Origin of the sequence: Clostridium bowmanii (genome assembly GCF_018861315.1) — a bacterium.
Classification (GTDB): Bacteria; Bacillota; Clostridia; order Clostridiales; family Clostridiaceae; genus Clostridium_AD; species Clostridium_AD bowmanii.
In genome coordinates, this window is the sequence record NZ_JAHLDL010000013.1 from 19,306 (window position 1) to 33,860 (window position 14,555).

A 14,555-nucleotide genomic window follows, 5' to 3' on the forward strand; every position below is an offset into this window, starting at 1 on the left:
TTTCTGTAATTCTATTTACATAGTACCATTCGCCAAAGGAAAAATTTTTCCTTCTATAACATTTTAAATAAAATCCCCTACAAACAACCATTTCTATACTTACACCAACTACACTGTTCACTTTCAGCCTTCATATAATCCTCCAAACTTACTGCAGTGTTCATTTTATAGAAGCTTCCATCCATAGTCTTCATAAGCTTAGTTACCTTACTTTCATCATATTCAATAGAAACCACTTCTCCTGTCTGTAGAAGGTATAGCTTTAAATTTATCTCATCAACCTGCAATAGTTCCTTTACCGCTTTTCCATATATCATTAGTTGATCAGAGTATACTTCTTTGAAATGTTTTGCGTTATATTCTCCGCTTATTTTGTTGGTTTTATAGTCAATAATTACAGCAATTCGCTTGTCACCTTTTTTATATAGTTTCAACCTGTCAATAAAACCATTTATCATCATTTTCTTATCTTCAAGAGGCGCAAGAAGATAGGATACCTCGCTACTGCTTTTTATAAGTTCTCCATAAGCACATTCACTATTTTGTTTTTCTTCCATTTCCAAATAGTTGTTTGCGAAGGTTTTTATTTCATTTTGTAATGCTTCTACCTCATCTCTATAACTTTTTTTAATATCCACATCTTCCTTTGGATCGTCATCCTGGATTAATTTCTCTGCTTCTTCTAAATAAGTCTTATCTAAAATATCCTCAATATAAGTTTCATAATTTTCGCTGCCCTGCTTATTCATATGTTCTAAAACCTTATGAACAATTACCCCTTTATCCGTTGCTTTTATCCCACTTGCTATATCTACTGTTTTTTCTTGTAATTTCATTTCCAGTATTTTGGTATAGTCCGCGTATCTCCCCCCTAAAATATTTTCATAATAATATTTTCTTGGACAGTTACTGTAACTCATGTATTTTGAAGCGCTGGCATAGTTCCTTGGCTTTATTTGTGGTTTAAATAAAATTCTATTTCTTATGTCCTTATCATCCAGTAGCGCCTCTTCCACTATATTGTGTTCCTGCACCTTAATTTGCACAAGATCTTCTGAGCTCATAAATGCAATTGTGTCTAAATTTGCTCTATCTGCTAGTGTTGCATATTTTATCATTTTTTCATAAGTATTTAAATTTTCTACTAGGTTTTCCTCACTTAATTTAAAGTTTCCATCATACTCCTCTTCTTTACCTGTGAGTACAATGTACTGTTTGGCTCTGGTCATAGCCACATATAGTATTCTTATTTCTTCATGAATTTCGTTTGTTAATTTTTCATTTAGAACATCTATAAATTCACTACACTGTTCTCCATTCATGTTATATCTTGAAAGTATGGTATCTTTATAATGTATAAACCCAACTTTATTATTTTGATTTTTGCTTAAACTAATAACATTTCTTTCAATACTAGGCACAATGACAGCCTCAAATTCTAGTCCTTTTGAAGCATGTATTGTCATTATCTTTACTGCCTCTGAATCTTCAGTATCAAGGGCTGCCTCAGCTTCATTATTATTGTTTTCATTAAGAAACTCAATGTATTCTATGAATTCCTCACTACTAAAAAATTCTTCATTGTCATACTGCTCTGCAAGTTTTAAAAGTTTTTCTATATTTCGTAGCTTTTGCGGCCCATTCTTTTTTGCAAGATATATTTCTTTAATTCCACGGCCCTCTATTATACTCTCTAAGATTCTTACAACACTCATTTTTTTTGCTGTAGCTTCCAACTCTTTTAAGTACTCATAGGACTTAATAAGACTACTTTTTTGATAATCATCTGAAAGCTCCTGCACGGCTGTAATCATAGCATCAACAAAAGATACCTCCACAAGCTCTAGTTGCGTTTGTCTTACTTTTAAAAGCACATCATCTGGAAGCTCAAACAGTGGACTTTTCAGTACTGATAAAAGCTTAATTAACTGCTTATCTGTCTGTTTTTCATTAAATCCCTTGACAGCAAGCTCATATAAATTCAATATGTTCTTTGTTTCACTCTTGTCGAAGAACCCAGTTCCACCTATTATGCAGTAGGGTATTTTATATTTGCAAATCTGCTCTTCAATATCTGGAACTATCCCGCGACTTCGTACAAGTATACAAATATCTTTAAAGTTAATTCCCTTATCTCTCAAGAGCTTTATTGATTTTATTACTGTTTCCGCTCCACTAGATGGCTTTTCGGTAACCACTCCAAAACTCTCTTTTATTTCATTTAGAACTGCTTTAAATTCTTCAATTTCTCTTTTATCTTTTATAATTGCCTTTGCCTTTTTTATTAGGTCAGTATCGCCAGATTTTTCATCACTATATGTAACTATGCTTATTCTTTTTTCTATTTTATTTACTTTTATAGTTCCTATTGCAGTTTCTAATTCCACCTTATTTTGATTATCATCCTCATCTTTATGCTTAAGCGGTTGATAATCCTCTATAAGATACTGAAATATTTCATTTATACCCTTTATAATCTCAGGCTCACTTCTATAACATATATTAAGAGACTTTAATCCACTTTCCCCCATATCCTCAGATACCCGTTTAAATATAGTAGAATCCGTTCCCCTAAAACCATAAATAGCCTGTTTAAAATCTCCAACTACAAAGAGTTTCTTTGGTATTAATTTTCCATTCTCATCTGCTGTAAGCTTGTATAATATTTTTCTCTGAAGTTCATTGGTATCCTGAAATTCATCCACTAAAAAGTTCTTGTATCTGTCCTTATAATTATCACACATAAGCTTACTTTCTAGTATTTCAAAGGCCTTCTTCTGAAGATCTCCAAAATCAAACATATCTTTTGAGAGTTTGTACTGATAATAGCTATCATCTAATTCTTTGACCATTATTAAAATAAAACTAGTTAACTTATCTTCTTTAGCTCCTTCTAAAATTTCATGAATATTCTCACTGCTTTCAGCTATATCTTCTCTAAGCTTTAATATATCAATACATAATTGTTCATCTACATATTTTTTCTCAAAGAAATTATAAAGACTATTAACTTCTTTAATATAATTTTCATCAGAAAACATAGTGTTAATTATTTCATTAAGCTTATCTTTTAAAAATACACTCTTTTGGATTTGATTTATTATTGCAAAATTAAAATCAATACCCAAAAATGCAGCATTTTCTCTAACAATTGTTGCAGCAAAACTATGTATAGTGGTAATATTAGCTCTGTTTAAATTATCTAACTGCTGCTGCCATAATGGCCTGCTTTGTTTATCTTCTATTGCAATCTTATCCAATATTCCGCCTCTAATTCTACTTTTCATCTCTAGTGCAGCTTTTTCAGTAAAGGTTATAGCTACAATTTCATCTATAGAAGTACCACTATCAAGTAATGTTAAAAATCTGCTAGTCAAAACTCTAGTTTTTCCAGAGCCCGCGCCTGCTGAAAGAGATATATTTTTCTCAACATCCACAGCCTCGCTTTGCTCACTATTCAGTCCAAAGAATTTAGCAAAACTAAATTTTTCTTTAATGCACATCTGAAGTACCTCCTTTGAAAACTGTATTTTGTAATAATAGCTTATTTTTGTTATACCTGCATACATTCTTAAACGAGCAACTATAGCCACCAAAACTTTTTCCATCGAAGGAACTACAATTAGACTTGTAGTTAAATTTACCTTGTTTTATATCACTGGCTGCCTCTATTACTAAATCTCTAACATACTCCGTAAGTATATTAAACATATCTATATTTACGTCAAAATGCTTTCTTCCAAAATCAGTTGAAGCTTTGTACTCAGTTCTATATAAGCCTTCTTTAACGAGGCCCGTCTTATTCTGATTTTCTATGCTCAAATAAATAAGCCCCATGCAATCTAATTCTCTATTTTTAAATAGCTTACTAAATCTGTTTTTCAAAATGTATTCCACCATATAATAGTAAATCACAATTTGACAATCCTCTCTTGCTAGTATTGCTCCAATATCTGAAATGGAGCGCTTCTTGTAATCATATACCATATATTTACCTGTAGGCATCCACTGATTGTCCACATATTCAAATTCCAAATCAACCCTATCCACCACACAGGAAATAGGTATTCCAAAGACCGCTTTCTCTTTAATTTTTTCTTCTATTAAAAATGGGACAAGAATATTTTTTGTATCCTTCAAATATTTTTTCATTCTTTTAACATCAAGCTCAAGGAAGTTATTCAATGTATTCCTATAACCTTCCAAGATGTTTTCTTTCCTATCATCCTCTATGTCTAACACTCTAAGATTTTGGGCTTCATCATCAAATATCTTATTAAACTTGTCCTCATTAAATACCAAATCTATTTTCCCATTATCCAACAAGTAAAGTTCCTCTATTGATGTATTTTCATAATATCTTTTTAAAATCTCATGATAAAAGGTCCCTATTTCAAGATTATTAAACGCATTCTCACTCTCTTCCACATCCCTAATCCCAAAAAATTGTTGCATAAAATATTGATAAGGGCATCTGAAATATGATCCTACTGCTGATGGTTTAAAATATTCAATCTTACCCTGTGCATACTCACTGCCAATCCAGCCCTCGTAATTATTATAGTCCGCCTGCACTTCTCTATGATATTCCACAAAGCACTTTGCATAATAATCCACTATATTTACTTCAAATTCCAGAGCATAAGATATTCTCTTATCAATATTCTTATCAGTGAAGCCTTTATAATATTTCTCAAATATATCCTTTAGAACAACTGTTTTCAATTCTAATTCGCTCATAACTTCGTTTATATTTATATTGAACCTATCTCTCATGGTTAAAACTCTTTCTTCTTTAATCCCAGTTAAGAACTTAATCTCATCCACAAATGATGAAGCTATTGCAAACCCACCCTCTTCACTTGCGCCTCTATAGGACAGTGTTAAGGTCTCTTTTGCAGCTGCTAGAGTTAGATTAAATCTAATTTTTTCCCTTGAAAGCTCATATCTATAATTTCTATAATTAATGCCTTGTTTATATAGCTTATCTACTTCCATATCTGTGAATAAACCTGCATTCCGAACTACCTTTGGTACTTCTCCTTCATTTAACCCAAGTATATATACATGCTTATAAAATACTCCCTTAGCAAGATCAGTATTTAAAATTTTAACACCATCTGTATTCATATTTTCAATGGTTATTGTTGAATTTAGTGCATAATCTTTTAAGAAATCAGCAAATATAACACTCTCCATATTATTTTCGAGCATGTGGCAGATTTCAAAATTATTTCTTAGATTCTTAAGGAGTCTTTTTAAACCTTCATAGCCTTTTAGTAATACCTTGTCCTCAAAGCACAAATCACTACTAAGACCATTTAAAAATACCGGTTTAATTATTTCATGATATCTCAAAAACTTCTCCTCTAATATATTAAGCCACTGTGAGGCCGATTTTATATCTTCCTCTTCATTTTTTTCAAAGCTCGCAATGATTTTTCTAACCTCTAATGAATCAGTAAGAGGAATTTTATATATCATCTCAACTGGAATTTTAAACTCCTTAAATATCTTTATAATAATTGAGGAATAAAGAGTGCTTTTATTTACAAACAAAGCAATCTCTGAAGCCTTATCACCATTCATTAAGGATTTTTTGATATCTCTAGCAGTTTCTCTAACTTCTGCTTCTATGCAGGGATACTTATTAATCTTTATGCATTTAAATTTTTCGCAAGAGTTTTGCATTATATCGTGCTTACAAATTTGTTTGGGATTTTCATCTATGTTCAACTTTTCTCCTGAGTACAACATTTTTGATATCTGCTTTATCTTTTCATCACTTTTGTACTCTTCCTCTATATCCTCTACTATATGAAAATCCATAATTTTAAGTTTATTAACTATCTCACCTCTTATAAAAGGCTCAATAAGATGATTTCTAAAGGAACTATTTACATAGATATCTATATCTTTGCTCTTTGATATTTCATTTATAAGCTCCAGATTAACCACATCTATATTAATAAAACCATCTATTATAATTGCATCAAATTCATCAAAGACCTTGCTACTCTTCGCAAATTCAACGGCCTTTAAAGATATATCATTTATATCATAGACATTATTCTCACTTAAACTTTTATTGTAAGCTTTATAAATGATATAAATATCCTCTAGTTTACTCTTTAAAATTTCATTTTCTTCATTTCTAACTATATTTAACAGATTATCTTCAGTTACAGTTTGCCTTTTTAATGCTTTTATAAAAGTTCTTATTTCTTCTATAAAGCCTTTCTTAGTGCATATCTTCGTGTAGTATGTAAGATTATCTATAGATTTTTTACAAATACCTTGTATTAAAATCTGCTCGAACTCTTCATATATAATTCTTTCTTTACTTATATAAGGGTCTACAATAAGTTCTTCAAGTTCATCAAAAGTAATAATATATGAATTAATAATTCCTTTATTTTTCTCTATAAGTGCATATCTAACATCCATGATAGCTTCTCTAGAGGGTAATATATAAATAAAGTTTTTACCACATTTCTGAAGTTCTGAGCAGTATTCTAGAAGATTCTCTCTTCGTTTTGTAAATAGTTTTTCAAAATATATTATCTTATTCATGGGGGTACATCTCCTATGGTTGGTAGACTTTTATTGGAAATTATCACTTATTACTAATTATATTGTATCATAAGTTTGGTCAAAATAAATAAAGCAAGCAGTAACTTGTGGTTACGGCTTGCTTGTCTTAACTGTACAATACCTATTAAAGATTATAGGAATATTATCAAATATTAATCTCTAGTTTTATCATATAGCTCGTCTGCTCTTAATATGCTATCTATTACTCTCAATTTTAGGACGTGGCTTTCCCGCGTCATCTCTTTTTTTTCTCCATTCACCATCTACATTTCTTGATCTGTTTTGACCTGCTGTTGGCCCAGTCTTAACTACAGGGCCATTCGTATCCTTCGGACTTGGCATTCGTAGACCTCCTATCTCAATAATTTATATTATACTCTTCTCAAACTTACTTTTTATTAATTTTCCTCTTCCAAGAACCTTAATATTCTATTATTGCACATGATTTGTAAAAGCAAGTTTTGTACTTACCTTAAATTCATAACAATCTACAATTTATTTAGTCCTTATTTTTTTCATTTACATGATCAATAGTAGCCGCAACTCCACCTACTACTGCTGCTACGCCTGCCCCAGTAGCAGTAATTGCTCCTACTGCACCTGCAATTGGTAGTGCAGTTACTGCTATTACTGCTGCACCTGCTCCAATACCTATTTTTGTAATTAACTTTATTAATCCCATTTTAAACATCCTCCTTTTTTATCATCTTCTAGTTTTATTGACTTCAAATAATTACAAAAAATTAACATGCTAAAACCCTTAGCTTTGTATTTAGAAAATAAATATTTTTGAATCTAATACCCAAAAGCAAGTTTTAAATTCTGACATATATTTTTGTTAAATTTATATAAATAATAACATTCTACACAAACTTTAAAATTCCTTCATTTAAAATAAATATTTTCCTTAATTATCCCCTGTCCTACAACTATGCTCCTATTTGCACAAAAGAGTAAAAACCCCTGAGATGACTTATCATTTCCTATTATCTCTATAGTTTCATCCGGTAATTCCATTATTTTATTTCTATCTTCATTCTTTTCTTAAATATTATTTCCTATTATCTTTTCAACCTCTTACAAACATACATTCCCTCATCTGCTCGCCTTATTAATTCACTAGCAGATATTTTACTGTTAGTGTTATATTCAGACAAGCCACAGCTTAACCCTAGCCTGTGGTCACAATTATCCCTTTTCTTCATTTCATAAATGTTCATACATACCCTTGAACAAATACTTCTTGCCACTTCTAATGTTGTTTTTGGGAATATAATTACGAACTCATCACCACCTATTCTAAATACAGTATCAGTTTTTCTAATATTTGCTCTCAGTATATTACCAATTTCTGTTAGAATTTTGTCCCCCTCATTGTGACCATAAGTGTCATTTATTTTTTTAAAATCGTCAATATCAGCAAAACATATTATAAAATTTTCTCCTTGCCCCTCTGCCTCATCAATAGTTGTCTCTAAAATTTTCAAACCTGCTCTCCTGTTTAATACTCCAGTTACATAATCCAAACCTGCTTGATGTTGCAATTCAATTTTCATGCTTTTAAGTTCTAGTATAAGTTTATCTTTTTCCTCTATTATTTCTATAAGCCTTTCATTTCCAACTTCTTTGTAATTCAAATACTTTCACCCCACTATTAAACATTTTTAAAAATAATAAGTTAAATCTGGATAGAATACTTTTTAGGCGCCTTGCGTAATTAATATTTATATCTATAATATAATTGTACAATTGAGCAGCTAGAAAAATTTTCCTTCCCATAATGTTTTTTAAAATTATAATATATCTTTTCATGCGACAGACAAAAATAAACTCCCAATTAAAAGATGCAGAGTTCTCATCTTTTAACGGGGAGCTGAAATTAAATAAAATGCCCTTGTTTTTCAAACAATATTTTTAAGTTGTAATCTATATCCCATAAACCTTATTCATATCCCTTACACTGTCTCTAATCTCTTCTCTGAACATTACCGGTTCTATAACCTCTGCATCTGCACCAAAGCCCATAATCCATAGCTTTATTCCATATGTACCATTACAAACAAACTCATATATAAAATATTCCTCATTTTCTTCAACTAGACTTCCTTCAAGTAAACTTTTTTCAGTTACTACCTTAAAGCAGCGTTTATTAAACTTAACCTTTACTCTTGTTTCATCACCACCATACATATACCAGGTTCTTTTAAGGTAGTTATAGACATTAAACTTACTGTCTCTTTTTCCTTCTTCGTCTAAAATGGTTACATTTGATATTCTATCAATTCTAAAATGTATTAGGCAATCTTTTCTTTCTAAATATCCAATAATATAGTATTTACCAAGTTCACAAGCAAAGCTGTAGGGTATTATTGTGTGGGTCTTATGATTTCCCACAGCTGAATTATAGCTAAAGCTTACTTTTTTCTCTTCAGAGATGGCCTTCCTTAAGTTTTTAATATTGAATTCAATATATTGATGATCAATATTAGAAGATTTCTCAAAGTGAAGCATCTCAGTCAATTTTTTAGCTTCTTTTTTAGGTAGCAAGGCGAGTAAGCTGCTTTTTATTACTGATATTTTAGTTTCCATAAATGTTTGAGATTGAACTAAAGAGGCTAATATTAGATTTACATCCTCAGCTGTAACAGGTTGTACATATTTATTGGCCTCTAGTATTCCATCCCCATTTACATCAACGTCATCATTTACTCTATAACTTTTTTCTGACTTATCATATATAATATCCGTTTCCCATTCCTCATTTAATTCTTTCACATAATTATGAATGTTATCCGGTGAAGTTTCAAATATATCTGCTATTTCTTTTGGTGTTTTGGCTATTCCAGCTTTTATTAATCTAAAAGTTTCGAGTAACCTTCTACTTTTACCATAATCACTATAGGGTAACATAATATCAAGTCCTTTCCAATACGTCTATCTAAATAGATTATATCAGAAAAACTTTGATATTACATATAACTTGTATCGTATAGTTTAAAGTTATTAACTACTTAAAAGGAACAAAAGATATTTTGTTATTTAATAAAGTTACAATTCCTTTAGAATACAATTGTAATACTTTTCCTTCATAGCTAGTTTGAGTTCCAGAATTAACTTCTTTTATCACACTTTTCACTTCATCATTTTGATAAACTTTACCATCAGGCGAAATAAATAAGTCATTTTTTGTAGAAGGTATTGGTAGATTTAAAACTTTCCATTTCCCAGTGTTCTCTAATGTTTTACCATAATAAATTTTGGTAACCAAATTATTTTTCACTTCTCCAAGGTACATGTTATCCTCAAAGTCACTACCAATTAGCGTAAGTTTTTCTACACCTTTAATACTTATAGGTTGATCACCACTTGTAGCATATATTTTATTGTAAGTTAACCCTTCATACACCAATTTATCTTCATGGCGCACTGATGCCATATTACCCACAGAACTAGGTATTGTGCTCGTTTTTGTCATTTCACCCATTCTGTCGATTCTATATAAGCTACTACTCTTATCTCCACTTATCACCAATAAATAAGTAACTCCTGTTAAAGGTGATAATTTAATATCTTTCACTTCAGAGTTTATATCGCCCAATGCTAAATCTTTTATTTTTGCTTTTTCCCTTTTTAGTACATCATAAGAATATAATACTAAGTCACTAGATTTAGCATCACTTTTTTTCTCTACTAATAGTATTCTATTCCTATCCGGGAGCCATTTGGGAAAAGAAATTTTAGTTCCATCTTCCGCCTTTATATTTTGAATCTTTCCATCACTACAATTAACAATTTTTAATTCCTCATTTTCAAAGTAGGATAAATATTTACCATCATAAGATACTAATATATTTTTCGCATTTGCTGGTACAATAATCTCCTTATTTTTTATTATCTTACTTTTATCGTAAACAACCTCTTTCGTAACCACTTTAGAATCATTTGCTAAAAAATAATTATTTATATAAAAGAGTCCTAAAAATTGCAGAGATAAAGATACTACTGCCCATATACCTATTCTTTTCTTCCATTTCATAATGCTTTCTCCTTTAATGTTAGATATTCCTGATAAAATTTTATTATTATCTCTTTTCCACATAGATAATTGAAGGTACAGTTCTCTCACCAGATTTACCGCAAGGATTATTTATAACCTCATCATTATAAAACAATGTAGAAGAAGAGCCTCCATCTAAGTTAGTTGCATTATACGCACCATTGTCATACAATACGTCCTGTGCCTCTCTTAAAGTAGCCCCTATACTTTGTAGCTCTCTCCCATCAATAACTAATAATAGTATTGCTCCATCTTTCCTTTGTGCAATACATGTTCTAGGTGCAATTCCCCATCCCCCATCACCCTTAGTTATAGTTTTTTCACCATTAACTATCATAGCTGGTCCAAATGATACTGCTTCAGTTACCCCAATACTTTTCATTTCTTTGATGGAATAAGCACCAACCAACAGCTTTCCTGATTTAGTAATGGCTACAGCTTGTCTCTTTTGATTTTCATTCTTCATACCATTGTAAACAATTTTTCCATTGGACATTATAACTCCAGAAGGATTTGCCCCCACTCCAGTCTGTAGCGATTCAGAAGCTTTATCTGTAAACCCACCACCATTAATAGCTGCAATGGCATTATTATCTTTTGCAATATCACTAGTGAGCTCACCTTCCTTGCCCAGATTATTGCTGTAACCAACTTTTAATCTAGTTGGATCATTAATTACTAGCAAAGACCCTTTAAACTTTTTACCTGTTACATCATATCTTTCAATACTATTATCATTTTTACTTTTTACATTTACACCGAAATTTACTCCTTTTGAATTATCTTGAGCTATAACAGCTACTGTTTGTTCGCTCATAATTTTATTTATTTTTTTATCTGATATAAATGATGTTGCTAGCCATTGTAATGTATAAGTAGTCATTGCTGCACCTACCACTGTACTCTTCACATTTTTAAATGGTCCATAATAAAGCATAAATGGGCTTGTAACAGTTGTAAAAATTAATTCAAATATTATAAATAATAAAACAATAGTGCTTGTACTTCTTTTAGTTTTTCTAATTTTCTCTTTTTCTTTCATAAGAACCATCCTTTTTCTTATTAAATAACTAAATCAAATTCATCTATTCTTTTTCCAATATTAAGATACACATTACCGCCTCTTTCTCTTAAATGCTGGCCCTATTATCACTATTATTAGCATTTGATTTATTAAAAGAGTAAATTATTATTTTACTGCATATAAGCCCTAAAACTATGCCCGCTAAAATGTCTGTAGGATAATGTACATATAAATATAATCTTGAAAAAGATATAAAAAATGCCAGACCTAAAAACCAAAATGCATACTTTTTAAAATATTTTGCTAGCACTCCTGCAACTGCAAATGAAGAAGTTGTGTGCCCTGATGGGAATGAATAGGACACAGGCTTTGCTATTAAAAGGTTAAGTGTTGCTGGCCTTATACGCCTAAATACATGTTTAAATATTTCTTCTCCTAAAATTGAGCTTAATATTAAAGCTCCTAAAGCCATAAAACCTATTTTTCTATATCTTTTACTTATTATAAGAATAGTTGATATTATAATCCATATCATTCCATTATCACCTAAGTATGACGATACAACCATGACTTTATCCATAATAGTTCCATGCATATTATCTTTTATATACAATAATATAAAACAATCAAATCGCTGTATTATGGATATCATTTTCATCATTTTCACCTTTTTTTCTTTTTTCTTTTATAAACATTATAACTGCTGGTAATAAAGAAATTATTATTATAGCTATTAACATATAAGAAAAATGTTCTTTTATAAATGATAGATTACCAAAGAAATAGCCTCCACCTAGAAATAAACTTACCCATAGACCCCCACCAATTATATTGTAAGGTATAAATTTCGAGTAATTCATTTCTCCAATACCAGCTACAAAAGGTACGAAGGTTCTAATTATAGGAATAAATCGTCCGATTACGATTGTCATCGAACCATGTTTTTCATAAAAATCCTGAGCTTTTTCCAAATGCTCTTTGTTAATATACTTTAATTCTTTTTTCTCCAATATTTTTTTACCAATCTTTTTACCAATATGATAATTAGTACTATCTCCAAGTACTGCTGAAAGATACACTCCTACAAAAATAGTGAATATATTCATCGATCCAATTCCTGCCAGTGCTCCTGCTGCAAATAACATTGAGTCTCCTGGTAAAAATGGCATAACAACCAATCCTGTTTCAATAAATATGATTAAAAAAATAATAATGTAGGTTAATAACCCATACTGCTGTATTAGTAAAGTCAAATACTTATCAATATGCATTATTCCATTTATAAAGCTGATTGGAATATCCATGTTTTTTCCCCTTTCGTTATATGAATCTTCTATATATTTTCCCACAATTCATATTATATATTGGTAAGATTAAAAATAGATTAAAAAGGACTTAAATATAGCTTAAGTTTTATGATAGCTAACAATAAAATAGTTGCAAAAAAGTTGACACCCACGTGGCAAGTGCTCATTACCAAAAAAATAATGGCTAGGCACTAAATGCCTAGCCATCATACTCAACCAACTTCTTTTATTCCTTGTTTCAAAATATTTTCTGATGCATTTCCATCTCTATCATGAATATAGTTGTATAGGTTATCGTAAATAATTTTCATTGAAAACTTATTTGAAAAATCATTTTATTAATTCCATCTCTATTTAAATTTTCTTTATATAAGTTTTCTAACTAATCTAACATATAACTTTCCAATTATCATTCACTTTTACCTTAACTGTTTTTCTTTCAATAATATAATTTGCAATTAGTTCAGCCATATCCATGGGTATATCTTTAAGGATAGGTTTACCTTTAAACATTAAATAATCACCACCGCCACCGGCTCTGTAATTATTCATTACCACAGCATAGTTCTCCTCCATGTTAAGAGGATAATTTTTATAATTGATTTTCGTAATTCTTGAATTTATGGGTTTTGAAGATTTCGCCACGCACTCTCGTGACTTCAGTCATGAGTTAGTGGTGTTAAGTATTATTGTATAAAATATAAGTAAATTACACATACTAAGTGTTGATACCACTGCGTTTAAAATATCTATAATATAATCTATTCCTTCCCTCATATCATAATTATAATGTTGAAGTTTATTATAAATACCAGTCTTGCTTACCTCTATTTCCGCATTAACAATAGTAAAATATTCTGCAGTTCTTTCTAATGCTGCCTTAATGTCAACACCTTTTAAACTTATTACTTTTAGAGTGTTTGGATATTTATAATTTGATATGATATCTCGCATTGTAACATTATGCTTAAATCCCTTGCAGTTATTATCAAAAATAGAGGTACAAGATATTTCAACCTTAGCTGCTTCCATCTGAACATTATTTATAAACTCAGCATAAGCATTATCTTTAAGCCTTGTATTTAAATGGTCTTTAATAACCATGCCGCCTTCTATATGCATTATCCAAATAATCTCTGCCATAATTAAATTCATGATTACCAATTACAGCAACATCATATCCCATAAGATTCATAGATTGAATCATTGGATTTGGTATATTATCACTAATTTTAGCATGAAAGTATGTAAGTGCAGTACCTTGGAGCATATCCCCATTATCTATAAGTAAGGTATTCTGATTTATTGCTCTCTCTTTAGTAATTATAGTAGATAAAGCTGCTAGGCCACAGTTTACATAGGAATTATCCGAGTAATTTATGGGTAATACATACCCATGAACATCGCTGGTTTCTAAAATTGTTAGTAGAAATTTTTCGTTATTACACATATTAAACTCTCCAATCAAAGCTTATCTTCTATTTGAATATCTTATTAATTTATATCCTTATTTTATCATATCTAATGTAAAAAGTTACAATTTCCTATTATTATTGCATACTTTAGTTGATAT

13 protein-coding genes are annotated in these 14,555 nt (G+C 30.3%); all 13 read right to left on the reverse strand.

Annotation, left to right across the window (positions count from 1 at the left end):
- Window positions 1-77 precede the first annotated feature (77 nt).
- A complete protein-coding gene (locus KPL51_RS10355; protein WP_216160596.1) occupies window positions 78-3,503 on the reverse strand; it encodes a UvrD-helicase domain-containing protein in 3,426 nt (1,141 codons plus the stop codon).
- The gene (locus tag KPL51_RS10360; protein WP_216160599.1) at window positions 3,493-6,573 is read right to left on the reverse strand and encodes a PD-(D/E)XK nuclease family protein; all 3,081 of its coding nucleotides are present in this window, start codon (window positions 6,571-6,573) and stop codon (window positions 3,493-3,495) included. Before KPL51_RS10360 ends, KPL51_RS10355 begins: the two co-directional genes overlap by 11 nt.
- A 216-nt stretch (window positions 6,574-6,789) precedes the next feature.
- Window positions 6,790-6,936 carry a hypothetical protein gene (locus tag KPL51_RS10365; RefSeq protein WP_216160602.1) on the reverse strand — a complete coding sequence of 49 codons (147 nt, stop codon included), beginning with the start codon at window positions 6,934-6,936 and terminating at the stop codon, window positions 6,790-6,792.
- Between the two features lie 157 nt (window positions 6,937-7,093).
- Window positions 7,094-7,276, reverse strand: coding sequence for a hypothetical protein (locus KPL51_RS10370; RefSeq protein WP_216160605.1), 183 nt, complete (start codon window positions 7,274-7,276; stop codon window positions 7,094-7,096).
- Window positions 7,277-7,655: 379 nt separating this feature from the next.
- Window positions 7,656-8,231 (reverse strand): GGDEF domain-containing protein, encoded by a 576-nt coding sequence (locus KPL51_RS10375; RefSeq protein ID WP_216160608.1) that lies wholly within the window; start codon window positions 8,229-8,231, stop codon window positions 7,656-7,658.
- 289 nt (window positions 8,232-8,520) lie between these two features.
- Window positions 8,521-9,504 (reverse strand): helix-turn-helix transcriptional regulator, encoded by a 984-nt coding sequence (locus KPL51_RS10380; protein WP_216160611.1) that lies wholly within the window; start codon window positions 9,502-9,504, stop codon window positions 8,521-8,523.
- Between the two features lie 97 nt (window positions 9,505-9,601).
- On the reverse strand, window positions 9,602-10,630 hold the full coding sequence (locus tag KPL51_RS10385) for a hypothetical protein (protein ID WP_216160614.1): 1,029 nt from the start codon (window positions 10,628-10,630) through the stop codon (window positions 9,602-9,604).
- A 46-nt stretch (window positions 10,631-10,676) separates the two neighbouring features.
- The gene (locus tag KPL51_RS10390; RefSeq protein WP_216160618.1) at window positions 10,677-11,693 is read right to left on the reverse strand and encodes a phosphodiester glycosidase family protein; all 1,017 of its coding nucleotides are present in this window, start codon (window positions 11,691-11,693) and stop codon (window positions 10,677-10,679) included.
- A gap of 88 nt (window positions 11,694-11,781) precedes the next feature.
- The gene (locus KPL51_RS10395) at window positions 11,782-12,327 is read right to left on the reverse strand and encodes a phosphatase PAP2 family protein (protein WP_216160622.1); all 546 of its coding nucleotides are present in this window, start codon (window positions 12,325-12,327) and stop codon (window positions 11,782-11,784) included.
- Window positions 12,302-12,979, reverse strand: coding sequence for a VTT domain-containing protein (locus KPL51_RS10400; protein ID WP_216160625.1), 678 nt, complete (start codon window positions 12,977-12,979; stop codon window positions 12,302-12,304). Before KPL51_RS10400 ends, KPL51_RS10395 begins: the two co-directional genes overlap by 26 nt.
- Before the next feature lie 390 nt (window positions 12,980-13,369).
- The gene (locus tag KPL51_RS24015) at window positions 13,370-13,627 is read right to left on the reverse strand and encodes a 5'-nucleotidase C-terminal domain-containing protein (protein WP_224854114.1); all 258 of its coding nucleotides are present in this window, start codon (window positions 13,625-13,627) and stop codon (window positions 13,370-13,372) included.
- Window positions 13,628-13,645: 18 nt separating this feature from the next.
- Window positions 13,646-14,125, reverse strand: a complete 480-nt coding sequence (locus KPL51_RS10410) for a 5'-nucleotidase C-terminal domain-containing protein (protein WP_216160628.1) — start codon at window positions 14,123-14,125, stop codon at window positions 13,646-13,648.
- A complete protein-coding gene (locus KPL51_RS10415; RefSeq protein WP_216160631.1) occupies window positions 14,076-14,432 on the reverse strand; it encodes a metallophosphoesterase in 357 nt (118 codons plus the stop codon). The genes KPL51_RS10410 and KPL51_RS10415 overlap by 50 nt, the downstream gene beginning before the upstream one ends.
- Window positions 14,433-14,555: the final 123 nt, after the last annotated feature.

What these genes read in the sequence shown, in the direction of transcription:
- KPL51_RS10385 (WP_216160614.1), bottom strand. Translation starts at nt 10,630, where the DNA reads ATGAAATGGAAGAAAAGAATAGGTATATGGGCAGTAGTATCTTTATCT.
- KPL51_RS10415 (WP_216160631.1), bottom strand. Translation starts at nt 14,432, where the DNA reads ATGTGTAATAACGAAAAATTTCTACTAACAATTTTAGAAACCAGCGAT.
- KPL51_RS10400 (WP_216160625.1), bottom strand. Translation starts at nt 12,979, where the DNA reads ATGGATATTCCAATCAGCTTTATAAATGGAATAATGCATATTGATAAG.
- KPL51_RS10390 (WP_216160618.1), bottom strand. Translation starts at nt 11,693, where the DNA reads ATGAAAGAAAAAGAGAAAATTAGAAAAACTAAAAGAAGTACAAGCACT.
- KPL51_RS10395 (WP_216160622.1), bottom strand. Translation starts at nt 12,327, where the DNA reads ATGATATCCATAATACAGCGATTTGATTGTTTTATATTATTGTATATA.
- KPL51_RS10370 (WP_216160605.1), bottom strand. Translation starts at nt 7,276, where the DNA reads ATGGGATTAATAAAGTTAATTACAAAAATAGGTATTGGAGCAGGTGCA.
- KPL51_RS10355 (WP_216160596.1), bottom strand. Translation starts at nt 3,503, where the DNA reads ATGTGCATTAAAGAAAAATTTAGTTTTGCTAAATTCTTTGGACTGAAT.
- KPL51_RS10410 (WP_216160628.1), bottom strand. Translation starts at nt 14,125, where the DNA reads ATGGCAGAGATTATTTGGATAATGCATATAGAAGGCGGCATGGTTATT.
- KPL51_RS10365 (WP_216160602.1), bottom strand. Translation starts at nt 6,936, where the DNA reads ATGCCAAGTCCGAAGGATACGAATGGCCCTGTAGTTAAGACTGGGCCA.
- KPL51_RS10380 (WP_216160611.1), bottom strand. Translation starts at nt 9,504, where the DNA reads ATGTTACCCTATAGTGATTATGGTAAAAGTAGAAGGTTACTCGAAACT.
- KPL51_RS10360 (WP_216160599.1), bottom strand. Translation starts at nt 6,573, where the DNA reads ATGAATAAGATAATATATTTTGAAAAACTATTTACAAAACGAAGAGAG.